Genomic DNA, 20,079 nt, shown 5'->3' on the forward strand with positions numbered 1-20,079 from the left:
CTGACTTTAAGAAGTAAAAAAGGGAGGATAATCCTATCACGTCGACATCTTTAATATTTCGTGTCTAGCAGGACCTCAACTTGCCTCCCTTTTTCTGATTGTTATATTATAAATATAAAGATATGAGCAGGAGCATTTTTTGCTAATTGCTTCTGTTCTTGCTTTCCAAAAAAATGTGCTTAACTATTTTTGAGACTGATAAATCAGCCCTTTTAACTTCGAAATCTGCATTCTTGCAAATTAAATTTCTTCATTCTACTGGCATTCAGGGTATATATTCCGTCGTGTTAAAAAAAAGTTAAAATTTCCTTAGGAAAAAGTAAAGCTTTTGGGCACTGATATATAAAAGGCAAAAAGAATGGTTGATAGAAGTAAATTCAATGCAGAAGACTTTCTTGTTGATAGCACTTTCCAGCAATACTGCGCTGGAACGGATAAGCTATGCATTGGATATTGGGAGAAGTACATTAATGCACACCCTGAACAGGTGGAAGTAATTGCAGAGGCAAAAAAGCTTTATGTGATATTGAGCGGAAACAAACGTCCGCTGGCGAAACAGGTAGAACACTTTAAGGAAAATATGTTTCCAGCCACTGAAGACAAGGTGATTAAACTGAAGCGTTATTTATGGGTAAAAATTGCCGCAGCCATAGTTTTGGTGCTTGGAGGGGTTCTAGTTTATAACACGTATTATAAAAGCACCGGTATAAATAACATTGTACCCGGGGTTTATACTTTCGCTACAAAAAATGGTGAGCGCAAAAAAATTATGTTGCCTGATGGTACCTCGGTGCTGTTAAATGCCATGAGTGTTTTAACCCTTGCTAAAGATTTTAATGATAAATATCGCGAAGTTACTTTAACCGGTGAAGCATTTTTTGATGTAAAACACAATAAGGAAAGACCTTTTAAAGTACATACCAACGATTTTAACATCAATGTACTGGGTACCGCTTTTAATGTAAAAGCTTATCCGGATGAAATTAGCTCTGAAGCAACTTTGATCCGCGGTTTAATTACCATGGAAGGGGTAAACGGAAATGGTGGCGTAATTACCTTAAAGCCAAGTCAGAAGGTTACGTTTTACAAAGTTATAGCTCAACAGGAAAAAAACAGGTTGGTTAAGCCTGTAACGCCACAGCCAGAAATAACCATTAACCATTATACCAGAATAAAGGATAGTACCATCGTAGAAACTGCCTGGACGCAAAACCGGATCGAAATTTACGATCAGAATTTTGATGAGATTAAAAACGTGCTCGAGAAATGGTATAACGTAGAGATCAGTTTTACCGATCCGGCATTAGAGAAATACCGTTTTACAGCAACCATTACCAACGAGAGTATTGAAGAAGTATTACACGCATTAAAAGCAACCGAAAATAATTTTAAATATGAGATAAAGGGAAAACAGGTAATCATCTCGAAATAGGAAGAAAAAAGGACGGTGTTGGAGCACCGCCCTCTTGAATTTCTTTTTTGATCAATTAATGGCAGTTTATGCGCAAACAGATTGCTGCCAAGAACTTATGCAACCAAAAAAAACAAAAATATGATTTATTATTACTTACTGCAAGGGCGCCCAAAATATAAAGCGCTCCTAAAATTCATTATGCTAATGAAACTAGCCTGTATTATGGTTTTCATTACCTGCCTTAATGTTTCCGCATCGGTTTTTTCGCAGGAAAAAATTTCTTTAGATGTTAAGAAAACAAAACTGGCCAGGGTTTTACAGATTATTGAGCAGCAAAGCAGTTACCATTTTGTTTACAGCTCTTCTTACGTTCCTGTTAATAAGGATGTGAGCATTACGGTAACCAATACTTTGGTTACCGACGTTTTGGCAGCCATTTTAAACAGAACCAACCTGAAATATTCTGTTTCTGATGGTGGCTTAATTGTCATTAGCAAAAATAAAGAAGTTCCGATTTCCGGAACTGTAAAAGATGCACTTGGAGGTGCTTTGCCTGGCGCAACCGTTAGGGTTAAAGGAACAGGTATCGGCACTTCTACCGATATTAACGGTAAATTTGCCTTAAATGCCCCCGAAAATGCAATTTTGGTGGTTTCTTATGCCGGTTTTCAGACAAAAGAAGTGGCCATCGGCTCTCAGACCAGTATCAACATCGTTTTAACAGAAGATACCAAACAACTTACCGATGTGGTGGTTACGGCTTTGGGCATTAAAAAAGAAAGAAGGGCATTAGGCTATTCGGTTACGCAGGTGAGTGGCGAAACCTTAACCCAGGCCAGGGAAAATAATGTGGCCAACTCGTTAGTAGGAAAAGTGGCTGGTTTAGATATCAGCTCAACATCAGGTGGTGTGGGCGCGGCAACCAGCGTAACCATCCGCGGGGTTTCTAGCTTAAGCCAAACCAATCAACCGTTATACGTAATTAATGGCGTACCCATGGAGAATAAGCCTGTAGGTTTAAATAATCTGAATGGTAATGGCAACTCGGGTAGTCAATATGATAACGCACCCGATTTAGGCGATGCCGTTGGAAACTTAAACCCTGATGATATTGAGAGTATTTCTGTACTAAAAGGTGCTGCTGCCGCTGCTTTATATGGTTACCGTGCAAAAGCCGGGGTGATTCTGATTACCACGAAAAGTGGAAAGGGCAACAGCATCGAATTTAACACCAATTATGTTGCAGAACAGGTAATGGACAGAACCAATTGGCAATATGTTTACGGACAGGGCGCTAATGGGGTAAAACCGACTGATGCTGCTGCCGCTGCACAGGTGGGCGGATCGAGCTGGGGTGCAAAATTAGATGGATCCAATGTGGTTCAGTTTGATGGGGTAAGCAGACCTTATAGTGCACAGAAAAATAATATTGAAGATTTTTACCGCACAGGGGGCACATGGTCTAATACCCTCGCTTTAAACAAAAGTTTTGATGGCGGTACCATCCGTTTATCTGCCAACGATGTACACAATACTTCAGTTGTGCCAAATTCTGGTTTAAACAGACAATCTTTTAACCTGGTAGGTACCTTTAATCCAATTAAACGGTTAACCATTGATGCCCGCATGAACTATATTTTAGAGCAGGCTAAAAACAGACCGATGGTATCAGATGGTGCAGGTAATGCCAATTATAATGTGGCTTTTCTACCAACCAGTGTAAGTGTAAAAAACCTCGATCCATGGAAAGATGCCAATGGAAATGAAATTCAGTACAATAAAGGTAATGCTTATGCAACCAACCCCTGGTTTGCAGCAAACGAATTTGTAAACGATACCAAACGCGATCGTTTGATCAGTTCTTTTAATGCCCGCTATACTTTTGATAATGGTTTGTTTGTACAAGGACGTGCTGGTCGCGATGCTTATAACGACACCTATAAAAATGTGGTGCCATCAGGTACAGCTTATTATGCTCCTGGTAAAATTGTAGAGCAGGCCACCAAATTTGCAGATGTTAATGTCGATGTATTAATCGGTAAGCCTTTTAAAGTAGATGAAGATTTCTCTATCACCCCTAATATTGGTGCCAGTTACCGCAGAACAAGTGTAACTCAAACCACCAACAGCGGATCTGATTTTGCCGTATTCGGCGTTTATAATATTCTAAATGCTAAAAATAAATCGGTGGCTTATGTGGCATCCGAAGCCGAAACACAATCGGTATATGGTACTTTAGAACTTGCCTATAAAGATATTTTATATTTAACCGGTAGCGGACGTACCGACTGGTTTTCTACTCTCGCTACCCCAGGGAAAAACAATGATTTAGATGTGATTTATCCTTCCATTAGCGGTTCATTTGTTTTCTCAGAACTTTGGAAACCATCTTTCTTAAGTTTTGGTAAAGTTAGAGCTGGTTATGCAGTGGTTGGCCAGGCAACAGATCCTTATCAAACTTTGTTAACCTATAGCTTAAGAAGTGAAGTTTTAAACGGATTGCCATTGGGTACCATCTCGAACGTAAACATCCCTAATTCTGCATTAAGAGCTTCAAAAGCATCCGAATTGGAAATCGGAACAGAAATGCGCTTCTTAGGAGATCGTTTAAATCTCGATTTTACCTGGTACAAAAAGATATCTAAAGATGAAATTACTTTTGTAACCACATCTACATCAACTGGTTATAGTGGTGCGGTTTTGAACTCTGGTAAAATTCAAAATAAGGGAGTAGAGTTGTTGTTATCGGGTCAGGTGGTAAAAAACAAAGATTTCGTATGGACTTCTTCTTTAAACGGATCATATAACGACAATAAAGTAATCTCACTTGCTGATGATGTTACCTCAAATCTTATTGCCACTTCAAGATCTGGCGTTGGCTTTTTACAGAATATCCCGGGCAAAGCCGCCTCTCAGGTAATGGCTTACGATTATAAATATGATGCTTCAGGAAATGTTATGCTGGGTGCAAATAACGCTCCACAGCGTGGCGACCTGGTTGCTTATGGTTCTGCTTATAACAAATGGTTTGCGGGCTGGAACAACGAGTTCAATTATAAAGGTGCAACCCTGTCTTTCCTGATTGACGGTAAGTGGGGTGGAAAAGTATTTTCTGCAACTGATTATTATGGTTATGTATTCGGTTTACACCAGGCTACGCTCGAAAACCGCGAGGCATTGGGTAACACCGCCGCAACTTACTATCAGCTATCGGCAGATAATGTGTCTAATAAATTTGTGCAGGATGCAAGTTTTATCAAGTTCAGGCAGATGACCCTGGGTTATAACTTTCCTGCAAAAATGTTCAACAACAAAATACATGGCTTAAATGTGAGTCTTGTAGGCAGGAACCTATTTATCCTGATGAAAAAAACGGATAATATCGATCCTGAATCGAGTTATAACGCAACTTTTCCGGGATTGGAACTGGGTGGCGTGCCTCCGGTTAGAACATTTGGTGTAAACCTTAGTGTGAAGCTTTAATTTTAAACAGACAGAACAATGAAAACGAACATATTAAAAAAATATAGCCTGTTACTTTGTACCGGCATGTTAATGATCTCGGCTTGTACCAAAAATTTCGAGGATATCAATACCAACCCATCTGCTTATGGTGCAGCAACTTTTGATCCCAATTATACGTTAACCACTGCTCAGCTTACCTATACCGGCAGTATCGATTTTGCTTACGATACCTGGAGGGGAAATTTAATATATTCTTCTACCATGATGCAGGGACTTTCTACCGTGGTAAGTTATTGGGCAGGAGATAAATATTTACTAAACGAAGGATATACCGCAGCCTACTGGGGCAGCACAACCGTAGGTGCTTACGTAGAACAGGTTAAACCGATTGTAGATATTGTTGAATTTACAAAAGGATCTCCTAAATATAATAATGTACGCCAGGTGGCCCGTTTATGGAAAGCACTGATCTTTGAACGTATTACGGATTTATATGGCGATGCACCGTATTCGGAAGCAGGACAAGGTTATTATACCGGTAATCTGGCACCAAAATATGATAAACAACAGGCCATTTATACCGATTTATTAAAAGAAGTAGAAGAAGCCACCAATGCATTGGATGTGAATGGTGATAAAGTTACCGGCGATGCCATTTACAAAGGCGATATCAACAAATGGAAACGTTTTGGGAATACCCTTTTGTTGCGTATTGCGATGCGTTTGACCAAAGTGGATGAAAACACGGCCAAAGCCTACGCCCAAAAAGTGATCGGTAAAACCATGCTCAGTAACGATGATAATGCTTTTGTGAAACATGATGTATCTGGTGCAAGGGTAACGCAGAACAGAAACAGCCAGGTATTGGCGGGCGATGGTGGTCAGGAAAATTATTATGTTAAATGGTCGCAAACTTTTATCAATAAATTAAAAACGGCGAACGACCCGCGTTTAGCAAAAGTTGCTGTTACAGGCCTTTATCTGGATGAAAACAGTAAAACACAAAATCCCAATTACAGTGCCGATCCGCTTCTGCAAAAAGGAATGCCTAATGGAAAAGACTTAAGCGGTATTGCGGGCAGAGATGTGAGGCAAGATGCTTCTTACACTACGTTTCCGGCTTACTCTTCGCCTAACCCGGCAATGATTAAAAAGGACGGGGTTACTTTTATTTTAACCTATGCCGAAAGCGAATTTTTATTGGCAGAGGCTGCGCAAAGATGGGCAATAGGCGGTTCAGCTGCTACCCATTATGCCAGTGGATTATCTGCAGGTATTACTTTCTTATCACAGTATGATGTCAGTTTAGCCATTTCGGGCACCGTAGCTGATGCTTATGCAGCAGCCAATCCTTATGTTGCTGCCAATGGTTTAGAAATGATTAATACCCAATATTGGTTGCATACCTGTACCATGCTCGATTTTTATGAAACATGGTCTAACTGGCGCCGATCCGGATTTCCGGCTTTAACTCCAGTGGTTTATCCAGGTAACGCCACTAATGGTACCATTCCGCGCCGTTTCCCATACCCGGTAGAAGAAGCGGCTAAAAATAACGCCAATTACAAAGCAGCCTCTTCAGCTGTACCTGGTGGTGATAACCTCACTGGCAGGGTTTGGTGGGATAAGTAAAAATAAATCATCCCGATTTATACCTGGCCGGCAGTGCAACATGCATTGTCGGCCTTTTTTATAACCTGATTTTCAAGCAAACGTTTGCGCAGTATTTCTCCTAAAAAACTGATATTGAAAATATTAACTTCGCTATCACAGTGGCATCCTAACCAAAACCATTGTGTAAATCTTAACCTGTTTAACCAAAGAAAATGAAAAAATCAATCAGCCTATTGGTGGCAACACTTACTTTTGCCGTTTGCCTGTTCAGTAGTTTTACACCTGCTAAAATTACTGCGGTTCTAAAAAAGACTGCCCTTAAAGGCGTAGTTACAGTTACTAAAAACTTTACAACCAGCAATGGTCTGCCAGCTACTGCAACACTTACCTACACTACCGGGCAGGTTTACTCTGGTATTACGGTAACTATTCAGGGTGAGGGCAATGTTCCGTTAACCAGCGTTTCCCACTCAACCGGTACCATTTATGCCGATCGTTTTGAAGGTTATAAAGCTGGCTCTTACTACGAATATTTTGTTGACCTATTGGTAACCGGCAACCCATCCATAGGCTGGCAGATTGCAGAGGCAAGTGCCGAAGCTGTTGTTATTTAATTATTTATTATAGGTCTACTGCTTCATTTGCAGCAGTTTTTTGCAGAACCGGCATTGCCAAAAGCTTTGCTGGTTTTTTTATGGTAATGACGAATGAAATTCGTTGTTAAAAAAGCCAAAGATTAGCGGATAGTGTCTAATCTGCAAATCTTTAGCAGCCAGAATAAAAATTTGTAGAGCAGAAAGTGTGGAACTGAAGGCGCATGGATTAAGCTTAACGAATGACGTCAATGGTTACACTGGTTTAATAAAAACAGGCAATTTAATTAATGCCCCCACGTTAAGGGGTTTAATTTCTACAGCTTGTAGATAATTTTCCCCAAATCCAATTGCAGCCAAATCTCTTTGTTTTTTACTTTCAAAAGCAAATTTTTTTTCTTTATGAATAAAGATAGTGCTTCTAATTGGCTTGGGAGCTATATTTAGTCGGTGCTCTTAAAATCAGTAGTGATGTAAACTGAAATTATTCTCGCTGGCATTGTATTTGGCTTAGTCTTAAAATACCTAACTAAATACTTTAAATATGAAAAAAATTATCGAAATCTTTAAAAAACCAATTTTGATCATTCTGGCCATGGCCATGATCATTAATTTGAGCAGTTGTAAAAAAAATGCTGCTGAGATTGAACAGGAAAATCAGGTATCGTTAAAAAATAAACAGTCTGCTTTATCATCCGGAGTGAACCTACAGAGCCTGATTGCTTATAAAAAAAGTGATCATCAGATAACGGCAGGCTTTTACCGTACCTGGCGTGATAGATCAGTAAGCGGAAATGCCAATGATCCGATTATGACTGAATTGCCTGATAGCTTGGATGTAGTAATTGTGTTTCCGGACTACACCCCAGCTGATTCTCCTTTTTGGACAAAGCTAAAAGATGTTTATATTCCATACCTGCGTGCAAGAGGAACGAAGGTTCTCATTACAGGGTCTTTAACTATGCCAGCAGGTGCAAGCCAAAATGCTGCTGGGTACGCCGCCGCAGCTAAATCAATAATGGATAACACGGTTAATAAATATGGCTTAGATGGCTACGATATCGATATTGAACACAATGTTGCGGGAGCTGAGTTAACAGAGAAGACAGGGATTTATACAGCGTTATCTTCCTATCTTGGCCCAAAATCTAAAACAGGAAAATTACTTACCTACGATACTAACCAAAATGGCACTACTGCTTTTTTTAGAAATGTATCTACTATGATTGATTATGTTTGGTTTCAAACTTATGGTAGTGGCACATCTAGGTTTCAAACTGTATGGAATACTTATTCACCTTATATACCATCCAAAAAATTTGTACCTGGATTTTCTTTTTATGAGGAAAATGGCTATCCAGGTAATTATTGGAATGATGTTACTTATCCTCAGAACGGGACAGGGCGTGCATATGATTATGCAAGATGGCAACCATCAACAGGGCCTAAAAAAGGAGGGGTTTTTAGCTATGCCATTGATAGGGATGCCCCGCTTACTTCAACAAACGACAATACAATTATTCACCCAAATTTTAAAGTTACCAAAGATTTGATTAAAATTATGAACCCGTAATACTGGAAGTACAGCCAGCATTAGAGATCTTGGTAAAATAATAGTGTTAACTCCATGCCTGCCTTGCTAAAAGCAAGGCAGGCTTTTTTATGGTAACATTTCTAATCAGTTTTTTGATTAACGCCACATTAATTTGATATTTATAGATCAAACCAAACTTTCAATGAAATTCAAATTTATACTTACCACGTTTTTGTGTGCAGGTTTCTTTGTACATGCACAACAGGGGCCGAAAAAGAATCAATCTAAAGAAACCGTAACCACCACCCAGGTTACTGTTAAAGATGAACCCAAATCATCAGCAAACGAAAGAAGCATAAAAGTAGAAAGCTCGGTTGTTACCAACCATTCGGTAACTATTGATGGAAAAGTCGTTCCATATAAAGCCACTACTGGTACACTTCCGGTTTGGGATGAAGACGGAAAACCCATAGCAGGCTTATTTTATACCTATTATGAACGCAGTGATGTGCAAAACCGTGATAAAAGGCCCTTGGTAATTTCTTTTAACGGCGGACCAGGTTCTGCATCAGTTTGGATGCATATTGCCTATACTGGCCCGGTAGTGCTCAATATCGATGATGAAGGTTATCCGGTTCAGCCTTACGGTTATAAAGAAAATCCATACTCTATTTTAGACGTTGCCGATATTGTGTACATCGATCCCGTAAATACCGGTTATTCGAGGGCGGTGAGCAAGGATATTCCAACCAATAAATTCTTCGGTGTACGCGCCGATATTAAATACCTTGCCGAGTGGATCAATACCTTTGTAACCCGCAACAACCGCTGGGCTTCGCCAAAATTTTTAATCGGAGAAAGCTATGGTACCACCCGTGTTTCGGGCCTGGCGCTTGAACTGCAGAACAGTCAGTGGATGTATTTAAATGGTGTGGTACTCGTATCGCCAACCGAACTGGGCATTGAGCGTAGTGGCCCGGTTGATGCCGCTTTGCGTTTACCTTACTTTGCAGCTACCGCCTGGTACCACAAAGCTTTAGCAGCCGATTTACAGGGCAAAGATTTAACCGCCATGTTGCCCGAAGTAGAAAGTTTTACCATTAATGAATTGATTCCGGCCATTTCGCAGGGTGGAATGTTAAGCGCCGATAAAAAGAAAGCCATAGCAACAAAAATGGCGCGTTATTCTGGACTTTCGGAAAAAGTAATTTTAGATTATAACCTCAATGTACCTACTGATTTCTTTTGGAAAGAACTATTGAGGGATAAAGGTTTTACTGTTGGGCGCTTAGATTCGCGCTACCGCGGCATCGACAAAATGAGTGCTGGCGAAGGGCCAGATTATAATGCAGAACTAACTTCCTGGTTGCATTCGTTTACCCCGGCCATTAATATGTACATCCGCAACGAGCTAAACTACAAAACCGATTTAAAATATAATATGTTCGGCGCTGTGTATCCCTGGGATAAAACAGGAGATCAAACAGGTGATAACCTCCGTCAGGCCATGGCACAGAATCCGTACCTGCATTTATTGGTACAATCGGGCTATTATGATGGTGCCTGCGATTATTTCAATGCCAAATACAGCATGTGGCAGTTAGATGCAGCGGGTAAACTGCAGGATAGAATGAGCTGGGAAGGTTACCGCAGCGGGCACATGATGTATCTGCGTAAAGATGACCTGAAAACGGCAAATAGCCACATCCGCGAGTTTATTAAAAAAGCATTGCCAAAGCCAGGCGAGGCCGCTAGATTCTAAGATTTTAGAGTTGAGAAGTTTACTATGCACATTGATATTAATTTGTTAACTCTCCTCGCCAAGGTCCGTGTCTTCACGGACCTCTTTTTTTGATTCAAGTGTTCTGCGTTTTTTATTTTTTTGGAGCGCAGAGGCTGTACAATGATTAAAGGTTCGTCCTGCTTTACATTACAAGTCCTCACTCGTGCCTCGTTTGCGGGCTTTTCATTTCAATCAGGGCTAGGTAGGTAGGGTGTGGCACGGAAACCCCTCATTATTGAATTAAATACGTTTCTTTTTTGGAAAAATGAAACGTTCCTACGGAACGAAAAACATGAAATGGTTTTTTCTGCTACCTATGACACGTCCCTGTGGGACGTTTTGGGGACCCGTGGTAAAAACGGTTAAATTAATCGTCCCAGTGAGACGATTCCTGGGTAGCCAATTGTATAATTGGCGTTTACGTTCCGTTAGGAACGTTTGGTTATAATCCGGTAATAATCCTTTTGTCAGGGTTCTTGTTTTCACGAACTTCTTTTAGGCAATGGCACGGAAACCCCTCATAGTGGCAAGAACAGTTGTAATTTAAACCTGATCGGACAGATCCCGATTTTTCATCGGGAGGAGGAAGAGCAGGACGGAACCCAACCTAATAACCACTGAAACTGCTTTCCAAAAAAAAGAAATAAATCGCATTTATAACGCTCGTTTATCTGTAAAGCCATAGCAATTTCCCTCTCCAAAAACGTAAACGAAAAACTGTTGGTTACAAACTAAAAATAATTACTTATTTTTGTGGTTCAATTATGCAGCAGATAAAAACATCATTCGATTTTGAGAAACCTATTGCCGATTTAGTTCAGCAGATAGAAAAGGTTAAGCAAGTTGCCGAAAAAACCAAGGTAGATATGTCTGCCACGTTAGATGAGCTTGATGGTAAATTAGAAGAAACTACCAATAACTTATATAAAAATTTGACCGGTTGGAACAAGGTTCAGATGAGCCGTCACCCTGATCGTCCACAAACCCTTGATTATATTAACATGATCTGCGATGATTTTATCGAGATGCATGGTGATAGAACGGTTAAGGATGACAAGGCGATTATCGGTGGTTTTGCTTCCATCAATGGTCAAACCGTTATGGTTATCGGTCACCAAAAAGGTAAAAATACCAAAGAGCGTCAGTTCCGTAATTTCGGGATGGCTAACCCGGAAGGTTACCGCAAAGCTTTACGTTTAATGCGTTTAGCCGAAAAATTTAACAAACCAGTAGTTTCTTTTATTGATACGATGGGTGCTTACCCAGGTTTAGAGGCAGAAGAACGTGGACAAGGTGAAGCAATTGCCAGAAACCTGTTGGAAATGTCGGTATTACGTGTGCCGATTATTTGTATCGTGGTTGGTGAAGGTGCTTCTGGTGGGGCTTTGGGTATCGGTATCGGCGACAAAGTATATATGTTAGAGCATACCTGGTATTCGGTAATCTCACCTGAATCGTGCTCATCTATTTTATGGAGAAGCTGGGATTTTAAAGAGAAAGCCGCTGAATGTTTGAAGTTAACGTCTGACGATATGTTTGGTAACAAATTAATCGATGGCATTATACCTGAACCGCTTGGTGGTGCACACCAGGACCCGGAATTAATGGGCAGAACTTTAAAAGATTATATCATTAAAGATTTGGCCGCCTTGGGTAAACTAAAAACTGATAAACTGATCGAACAAAGAATTGATAAATTCTGTGCGATGGGTGTTGTAAACGAATAATTATAAAAAAAATAAAATTGGAATCCTGTTCGGCAATGCTGAACAGGATTTTTTTGTGTCAGATAATTAAATTAAAATCTTAAAGTTCTTATCTTAATTTTATTTGGCGAACGTCATTCCCGCGCAGGCGGGAATCTTAGTGCATATGCTAGGTGTTAAGATTCCCAATCAAGTTGGGAATGACGACTTATCTAAATAGAATTTGGTAGATAAACAAAAAAGCAGCTACAAATTAATGTAGCTGCTTTACAATCTATTTTCAAAATCCGCTTATTGCTGCGGACCTTGCTGTTGCGGGAAGAAAGCCGAAAGACGGCTCTCTAAAGCATTGAATGTTTTCTGAAGCTTATCGCTCAACTTATCCTGACCAGCTGCTTTACTCGTTTTGATCATTCTGTCTAAATAGTATAAGCCTGTTTGAATATTCTGAGATCCGGTTAAACCTTTTGATTGTGAAATATCGGCAAGGTAGGTAAGTTCTTTATTGATATAATCTCCGGATTTATCCATAATATCATTCGCTCTCGCCGTTTCGCCCAATTTATATAAGTTTTCGGCCATGTAGAACTTCACTACAACGGTACGGATGCCAAAGAATTTATCAGTTGGCATTACCGCAAAATATTTATCTACAACTTTTTTAGCTTCATCAATTTTACCATCTTTAATCAGGCTGCCGGTTAAGCTGCTGAAAATGTTAGTGAAAATAAAAGTATCATCTGATGATTGTGGATCTAAATATTTAGCGGTTTTCATATTGCCCCACTTAAATTTAGTCATCACGTTGTTGTACATTGCAGGGGTGTTCAACTGCTCTGGTTTATCTTCTGATGCTGTTGTATCAGCTTTTAGCGGCAATAAACGTAAAGCTAAACCTTCGCTATATAAATACTTGTCTAAACCATTGTATTGCTCAGAAGGTACGGTAGAAGCAAAATAAATAGGACGTTTCCAGTTATTGTGTGCAAGAATATCGAACATGGCTAATGTGCCTTTGGTTACATAACCTTTGTTAAACTTCCAATCCATTTCTGTTGCTATTTTCGAAGCATCAGCTGCCGGAACCGTTCCGGTACTTACCACTTGTTGCGGATCTACCGTAATTTTAAGGTTTTTGGTTGGCAGGAAGTTAGATTTTGTGCCATCCTGCATCGGTACTTTATCACTCTCATCGTTTGATAGTAATAAATCAACTACATTTTTAAGCTCAATACTACCCGCAATTTTATAATCATCGTACGGCATTACATCTCTTTCGCCCTGTACATATTGCTCAGGTTTCATCGTGATTGGCAATGGTGCCGATTCATTTTGTTTTTGTCTTAAACCATTAATGTACCAATCTGTATCGAATAAACTTAAGTTTACAATACGCACATCCGGACGCACATTTTCTACCTCCTGGATGTACCAAAGTGGGTAGGTATCATTATCGCCATAAGTAAATAAGATGGCGTTTGGCGCGCACGATTGCAGGTAATCCAATGCAATATCATGTGGAACCAACTTGGTCGAGCGGTCGTGGTCATCCCAGCCTTGCTCGGCCATAATTACCGGAGCAGCCAATAAACCGATAACCGTTGCACCAATGGCGCCTGTGGTTGGGGTTAATTTTTTAAATAGCCATTCTTTAATGGCGAGTGCCCCGAGGCCTATCCATATCGCAAAGGCATAAAATGATCCTACATAAGCGTAATCCCTTTCACGAGGTTCTAATGGTTTTTGATTTAAATACAATACAATGGCGATACCGGTAAAGAAGAATAATAAAGCTACTACACCAGCATCTTTCTGGTTGCGTTTAAAATGCCAAAGCGCACCGATAATCCCCATTATTAAAGGTAAGAAGAAGAAACGGTTATAGGCTTTATTGTCTATAGTTGATGGCGGTAAATGACTTTGATCGCCTCTCAACATGGCGTCAATCGGTTTAATACCGCTAATCCATTCGCCTTCAAAACCACTTCCCTGACCTTGTTCGTCATTCTGACGGCCAACAAAGTTCCAGAAGAAATAACGCATATACATGTAACCGATCTGGTAACTGGCCAAAAAGCCAACATTATCAACCAGGTTAGGATTTTTTGAATCATCTAAATGCATCCATTCTTTGTAAAAACTCGCATGTCTAGCATCATCACTGTACATACGTGGCAACAAAGTATTGTTGTTATACTCATAGTCGGTTTTTTTACCTGCTACTTCATATTTGTCTTTACCTTTTCTCCAGATGGTTTTTCCTTCGGTTACACCTGTTCTTTCTGAGTTGTAATTAGGACCGTAACCTAGTGGCCTATCGCCATATTGTTCACGGTTGAGGTAACTTAAGAAAGAGAAGGCATCTTTAGGAGCACTGTTATTTAAGTTTGGATCAGCTTTGGCCCTGATGATGATCATCGAGAATGAGGCATAACCGAAAATGATCAATACAACAGAAAGTAAACCTAAGTTTAATAATTTCTTTTGGTGTTTGATGGAATAACGGATCCCCCAAACCAGGGCACCGATTAATAAAATAGCGAAGAATAAAACGCCGGTTCCAAAACCAAGACCTAAGGTGTTTACAAAGAAAAGATCAAAATAAGCACCGAATGAAACCAAATATTGGATAATACCATATTGGATTACCGCCAGGATCAGGATACCCACAATAAGGGTTTTGAAAATACCCGCTGTGGTTGCTTTATCTGTTCTTTTAAAATAATAGATAAAAGCAAGTGCCGGGATGGTTAATAAGTTTAATAAGTGGATACCGATTGATAAACCCATGATATAGGCAATAAACAATAGCCAGCGATCGGCCCGTGGCTCATCAGCATGTGCTTCCCATTTAAGGATGGCCCAGAAAACAATTGCGGTAAATAACGACGATTGCGCATAAACCTCTGATTCAACAGCCGAAAACCAGAAACTATCAGAGAAAGTATAAGCCAGCGCACCAACGGCACCTGCACCCATAATACTGATTAATTTACCGGTAGTTAGTTCCTCGCCAGCTTTTAATATTGTTTTTTTAGCCAATGCAGTGATTGTCCAAAATAAGAATAAGATAGTTGCCCCGCTTGATACGGCCGAACCTACGTTCATCCAGTAAGCAATTCTGGTTAAATCTCCGGTTGCGAAGATAGAGAAGAAACGCTGGATCATTAAGAATAAAGGTGCACCTGGCTGGTGAACAACCTGCATCCTGAATGCCGATGCGATAAATTCGCCACAGTCCCAAAAACTTGCAGAAGGCTCTAAGGTTAAAACGTAAGTTATTGTAGCAATTAAAAAGCAGATCCAGCCTACTATATTATTAACTTTTGAATAATTCATTGGTTTGTTTAATGATATTAAAAATTGTTTTCACATAAAAATGCTGCCGAAATTAACTATTCTAGTCGATAAAACAGGTAAATTTTTGGATTGATTTAACAATTTTTAACGGCCTAAGCCTGTTAACATAAAGGATTTAAAGCTATTTAGAAAGTAAAAACCCATAAGCAGAAATCTTAAAATCTGCTCATGGGTTAAAATTTAGAATGTTTTAGGCTTAGCCTGCTGCATAAGGTGCGAAACGGGCAAACAGGTCATTATATTGTTTTTCGAGGCTTTTGCTCAGCTCAGTTTGCTTAAATACTCCGGTTAATTTTGCCATTTGACCTAAATAACCAAGGTAGAAACGCACGTTCTGCTCGGCTGCCAACTGGTTTTTACTTTCCGAAACATCGGCAAGGTGGGTGAGTTCTTTGCCAACATAATCGGCTGTTTTTTTAATCATTGCATTGGCGCGGTTCAGTTCGTTTAAGCGGTAAAGGCTTTCGGTAAAATAATAGGTGCTCATTACCTGTCGCATACTGTAAAATTTAGCTGGGATTACCGCAACAAACTTATCTGCTACTTTTTTGCTCTCCGCAATTTTACCTTCGTTGATCATGCTGTTTAATAAACCGTTAAACATATTCGATAACATGGTTACATCATCGGCAGATTGCCTGTCTAAATGATTGGCATTTTTAATGTTACCAAATCCATAAACATTCATCAGGTTATTATACAATGGTTTAATATTGATTCTATCATAGTCTTCGGTAATAGCCGTATCGGGTTTTAATGGAAGCAGCCTTTTGTTCAATCCTTCCGAATAGAGGTATTTGTTCAGTCCCACATATTGCTCATCGGGCATGGCTCCGGTAAAATAAATGGGTCGTTCCCAGTTGTTGTGTGCTAAAATATCGAATAAAGCAAGGGTTCCTTTGGTTACGTAATTTTGGTTAAAGGTCCATTCCATACTATTAGCAATTTTACCCGCATCTTCTTTGGGTACCGTACCCGTATCTAAAACCTGTTGCGGATTTACCGCAAGTTTCAGATTCTTTGTAGGTAATACATTGTATTTCGAGCCATCGTTCATGGTTACCTTATCTTCATCGTGATCGGAGAGAAGGATATCTAAAATTTGCTGTAACTCGATATGCTGAGCAACTTTATAATCCTGATAATACATAATGTCCCTTGTGCCCTCCACATATTGCTCAGGTTTTAAGGTGATGGGAAGTGGTGCTGATTCATTTTGCTTTCTCCGCATCCCATCAATATACCAATCTGCTGTAAATAAACTCAGATTTACCACCCGCACATCCGGACGTACATTTTCTACTTCCTGCGCATACCAAACAGGGTAGGTATCGTTATCGCCGTAAGTAAACAAGATAGCGTTGGGCGCACATGATTTAAGGTAATTGACCGACATATCCCTGGCTACATGACTATCAGAACGGTCGTGATCATCCCAGCCCTGGTTGGCCATAATAACGGGCGCACCAAACAAAGCAATAACCGAAGCAAAAATACTGGCACGTGCTGGCGTTAATTTTTTAAATACCCAGTCCTTCAGTCCAAATACCCCTAATCCTATCCAGATGGCGAAGGCATAAAATGAGCCTACATAGGCATAATCCCTTTCGCGGGGTTCAATCGGCACAGAATTTAAGTAAACAACAATCGCAATTCCGGTAAAAACGAATAATAAACCGATAATGCCAGCGTCTTTTTGGTTACGTTTAAAGTGCCAAACTGCACCGATCAGGCCGATAATTAAAGGCAAAAAGAAAAACCTGTTGTACGCTTTGTTCTCTACAATGGATGGTGGCAGATTTTTTTGACTGCCAAGCCTGATGGCATCTACTGGTTTAATACCGCTAAGCCAATTGCCGTCTTTACCTCCAAATTGTCCATCTTCGTTATCCTGCCTGCCCACAAAATTCCACATAAAATAACGCATGTACATCTGCCCGGTCTGAAAAGAGAACAGGTACTTTAAATTATCGATAAGCGTAGGTTTATGTGCATCATCAAAACCCATATAATTTTTATAAAAGCGTACATGCTCAGGTTTATCGCTGTACATCCGCGGCATTAAAGTTTGATCAGCAAAAACATAAGCCGATTTTGTTCCCGCCGATTCATATTTTTTATCGCCTTTGCGAAATATTTTGCCTGTTTCTTTAATATCGATTTTTTCTGAATTGTAATTCTCCCCATAAAGTAAAGGCCTGTCGCCATATTGGTCGCGGCCCAGGTACCTCGAAAGTGAGAATACATTATCCACATTATAATTATTCAGGTTAGGTTTGGCCTGCGCCCTGATAACCAACAACGAAAAAGAACTGTATCCAAATAAAAGCAGTACGGTAAATAACAGGATTAGGTTTAAAGCCCTTTTGTTTTTAAGGATGGAATAACGGATGCCATAAACTAAGCCTCCGATTAATAAAACAGCAAAAAATAATATTCCCGAACCAAAGCCAAGGTTCATGGTATTTACAAAAAAGTAATCGAAGCTTGCCGCAAGCGATACCACATATTGGATGATGCCAAATTGAACCACAGCCAAAGTTGCAATGGAAACAAAAAATATTTTTAGAATACCTTGCCAGCTTGGCGATGGATTCTTTTTAAAATAATAAACAAATATTAATGCAGGAATAGTAAGCAGGTTTAAAATATGCACACCGATAGAAAGCCCCATAATATAGGCTACAAAAAGTAACCAACGGTCTGCTTTTGGTTCATCAGCCTGTGATTCCCATTTTAAAATACCCCAAAATACAATCGCACTGCAAAGCGACGACATGGCGTAAACCTCAGCCTCTACCGCCGAAAACCAGAAACTGTCAGAAAAAGCATAAGCCAAAGCGCCAACCAAACCGGCACCCATAATGCCAATGATTTGCTGTTTGCTGATTTCTTCACCTTTTTTAATCACGGTTTTCTTAGCCAAAGCGGTAATTGTCCAGAATAAAAATAAAATGGTTCCTGCGCTTGCAAGTGCCGAAGCAATATTGATAAAGTAAGCTACCTTGGTTTTATCGCCAAAAGCCAGGGCAGAGAATAATCTTTGGATCATAGAGACAATGGGAGCGCCAGGCTGGTGCACTACCTCCATTCGGAAGGCCGAAGAGATGAATTCGCCACAGTCCCAGAAACTTACAGATTGATCTAAAGTTAAAATGTACGTGAGTGCGGCAACGGTAAAACAGAGCCAGCCTCCAATGGTGTTGATCCTTGAGTAATTCATAGTAAAAATTTAGTCTTTGATAATAAATGATTTAAGTGGTTCGCAGTAAAAAAAGTCGTAGAAAAAAATAAAATGTTGCATCAGATATGATCATTTTTTTATCTTTGCATCGCAAACAAAGAACAGCAGGAAAGAAATTAAAAATATTTTAAAATCACTCTTGCATATTTAAAATAAGGTTCCTACATTTGCATTCCCTTTCGAGGAGAATATCCTTGAGAATTTTTGTCCGATAGTATAAGGGTAGTACAACGGTTTTTGGTACCGTTTGTCTTGGTTCGAATCCAGGTCGGACAACGAAAATTTAACGTCGGATCATGTTTTAAACAGACATGATCCGATTTTTTTTAACCGTAAACTACGCGAACCCATGCCATTGCAGTTTAACCCGGTAAAGCTTTTTTCCGGAACAGGTTCTAAGGGATTATCACTGAAGATTGCCGAACATTACGGCAAACCACTTGGTAACGTAACCATTCACAAATTCAGTGATGGAGAGTTTCAGCCTTCCTTTGATGAGTCAATTCGTGGTAGTGATGTTTTTCTAATCCAGTCTACTTATCAGCCAAGCGATAACTTAATGGAACTTTTGCTAATGGTTGATGCCGCTAAAAGAGCATCTGCACATTACATTACAGCAGTTGTTCCCTATTATGGTTTAGCCCGTCAGGACAGGAAAGACAAACCGCGTGTAGCAATCGGTGCCAAATTGGTGGCTAATTTATTAAAGTCGGCAGGTATCCACCGCATTATGACGATGGATTTACATGCTGCACAGATACAGGGTTTCTTCGATATTCCGGTTGATCACTTAGATGGATCGGTAATCTTTGTTCCTTATATCAAAAGCTTAGGCTTAAAAAACTTGACCATTGCATCGCCTGATATGGGCGGCTCGTACAGGGCACGTACTTTTGCCAAGTTTTTTAACGCAGAAGTAATTATTTGCGATAAACGCCGTAAACGTGCCAACGAAATCGAATCAATGTCGATTATTGGGGATGTTACCGGACAGGATGTAGTATTGATTGATGATATTTGCGATACTGCCGGAACCCTATCAAAAGCTGCGGCCTTGATTATGGAAAACGGTGCGGCAAGTGTGAGAGCAGTTTGTACACATGCGGTATTATCAGGCAAAGCGATTGAAACAGTAGAAACTTCGGTGTTAACTGAGTTAATTGTTACCGATACAATCCCGTTAAAACAGGAAAGTTCGAAAATAAGGGTGCTAAGCACAGCAAGTTTATTTGCAAGGGCAATTGCCAATGTAAACGAACACGGATCGATTAGTGACCTGTTTAGGGTGTAGCGTTAAGCGCATTGCGATGAGCGCTTAAAACGCCGAACGCTTAGCGCTAAACAAAAAGGAGTTTAAATAAGGTTG

General features: G+C 39.9%; 10 protein-coding genes. 8 read left to right on the forward strand and 2 right to left on the reverse strand.

What is annotated here, in order from left to right:
* Window positions 1-358 precede the first annotated feature (358 nt).
* The 7 genes from U859_RS0114805 (at window position 359) to U859_RS0114840 (ending at window position 12,130) form a co-directional block, all read left to right on the forward strand.
* Window positions 359-1,432 (forward strand): FecR family protein, encoded by a 1,074-nt coding sequence (locus U859_RS0114805; protein ID WP_025144135.1) that lies wholly within the window; start codon window positions 359-361, stop codon window positions 1,430-1,432.
* A gap of 186 nt (window positions 1,433-1,618) precedes the next feature.
* Window positions 1,619-4,897, forward strand: coding sequence for a SusC/RagA family TonB-linked outer membrane protein (locus U859_RS0114810; RefSeq protein ID WP_240183054.1), 3,279 nt, complete (start codon window positions 1,619-1,621; stop codon window positions 4,895-4,897).
* Window positions 4,898-4,915: 18 nt separating this feature from the next.
* Entirely contained in the window at window positions 4,916-6,511 is a 1,596-nt protein-coding gene (locus U859_RS0114815; protein WP_025144137.1) for a SusD/RagB family nutrient-binding outer membrane lipoprotein, read from the forward strand.
* A gap of 194 nt (window positions 6,512-6,705) precedes the next feature.
* On the forward strand, window positions 6,706-7,107 hold the full coding sequence (locus U859_RS0114820) for a hypothetical protein (protein WP_025144138.1): 402 nt from the start codon (window positions 6,706-6,708) through the stop codon (window positions 7,105-7,107).
* A 523-nt stretch (window positions 7,108-7,630) separates the two neighbouring features.
* Complete coding sequence (locus tag U859_RS0114830) at window positions 7,631-8,659, forward strand: glycosyl hydrolase family 18 protein (protein WP_025144139.1); 1,029 nt, start codon at window positions 7,631-7,633, stop codon at window positions 8,657-8,659.
* 163 nt (window positions 8,660-8,822) lie between these two features.
* Entirely contained in the window at window positions 8,823-10,382 is a 1,560-nt protein-coding gene (locus U859_RS0114835) for a S10 family peptidase (protein WP_025144140.1), read from the forward strand.
* Window positions 10,383-11,167: 785 nt separating this feature from the next.
* Window positions 11,168-12,130: an acetyl-CoA carboxylase carboxyltransferase subunit alpha gene (locus U859_RS0114840; RefSeq protein ID WP_084153076.1), complete on the forward strand. Its 963-nt coding sequence runs from the start codon at window positions 11,168-11,170 to the stop codon at window positions 12,128-12,130.
* Window positions 12,131-12,400: 270 nt separating this feature from the next.
* Here the strand turns inward: U859_RS0114840 and U859_RS0114845 are convergent, their stop codons facing one another.
* Window positions 12,401-15,448, reverse strand: a complete 3,048-nt coding sequence (locus U859_RS0114845) for a DUF2723 domain-containing protein (protein WP_025144142.1) — start codon at window positions 15,446-15,448, stop codon at window positions 12,401-12,403.
* A gap of 217 nt (window positions 15,449-15,665) precedes the next feature.
* Window positions 15,666-18,692: a DUF2723 domain-containing protein gene (locus tag U859_RS0114850; protein ID WP_025144143.1), complete on the reverse strand. Its 3,027-nt coding sequence runs from the start codon at window positions 18,690-18,692 to the stop codon at window positions 15,666-15,668.
* Window positions 18,693-19,062: 370 nt separating this feature from the next.
* On the opposite strand from U859_RS0114850, the gene U859_RS0114860 reads away from it, so the two are divergent.
* On the forward strand, window positions 19,063-20,004 hold the full coding sequence (locus U859_RS0114860) for a ribose-phosphate pyrophosphokinase (protein ID WP_025144144.1): 942 nt from the start codon (window positions 19,063-19,065) through the stop codon (window positions 20,002-20,004).
* Window positions 20,005-20,079: the final 75 nt, after the last annotated feature.

This window comes from Pedobacter jeongneungensis (genome assembly GCF_000633455.1).
GTDB classification, from domain to species: domain Bacteria; phylum Bacteroidota; class Bacteroidia; order Sphingobacteriales; family Sphingobacteriaceae; genus Pedobacter; species Pedobacter jeongneungensis_A.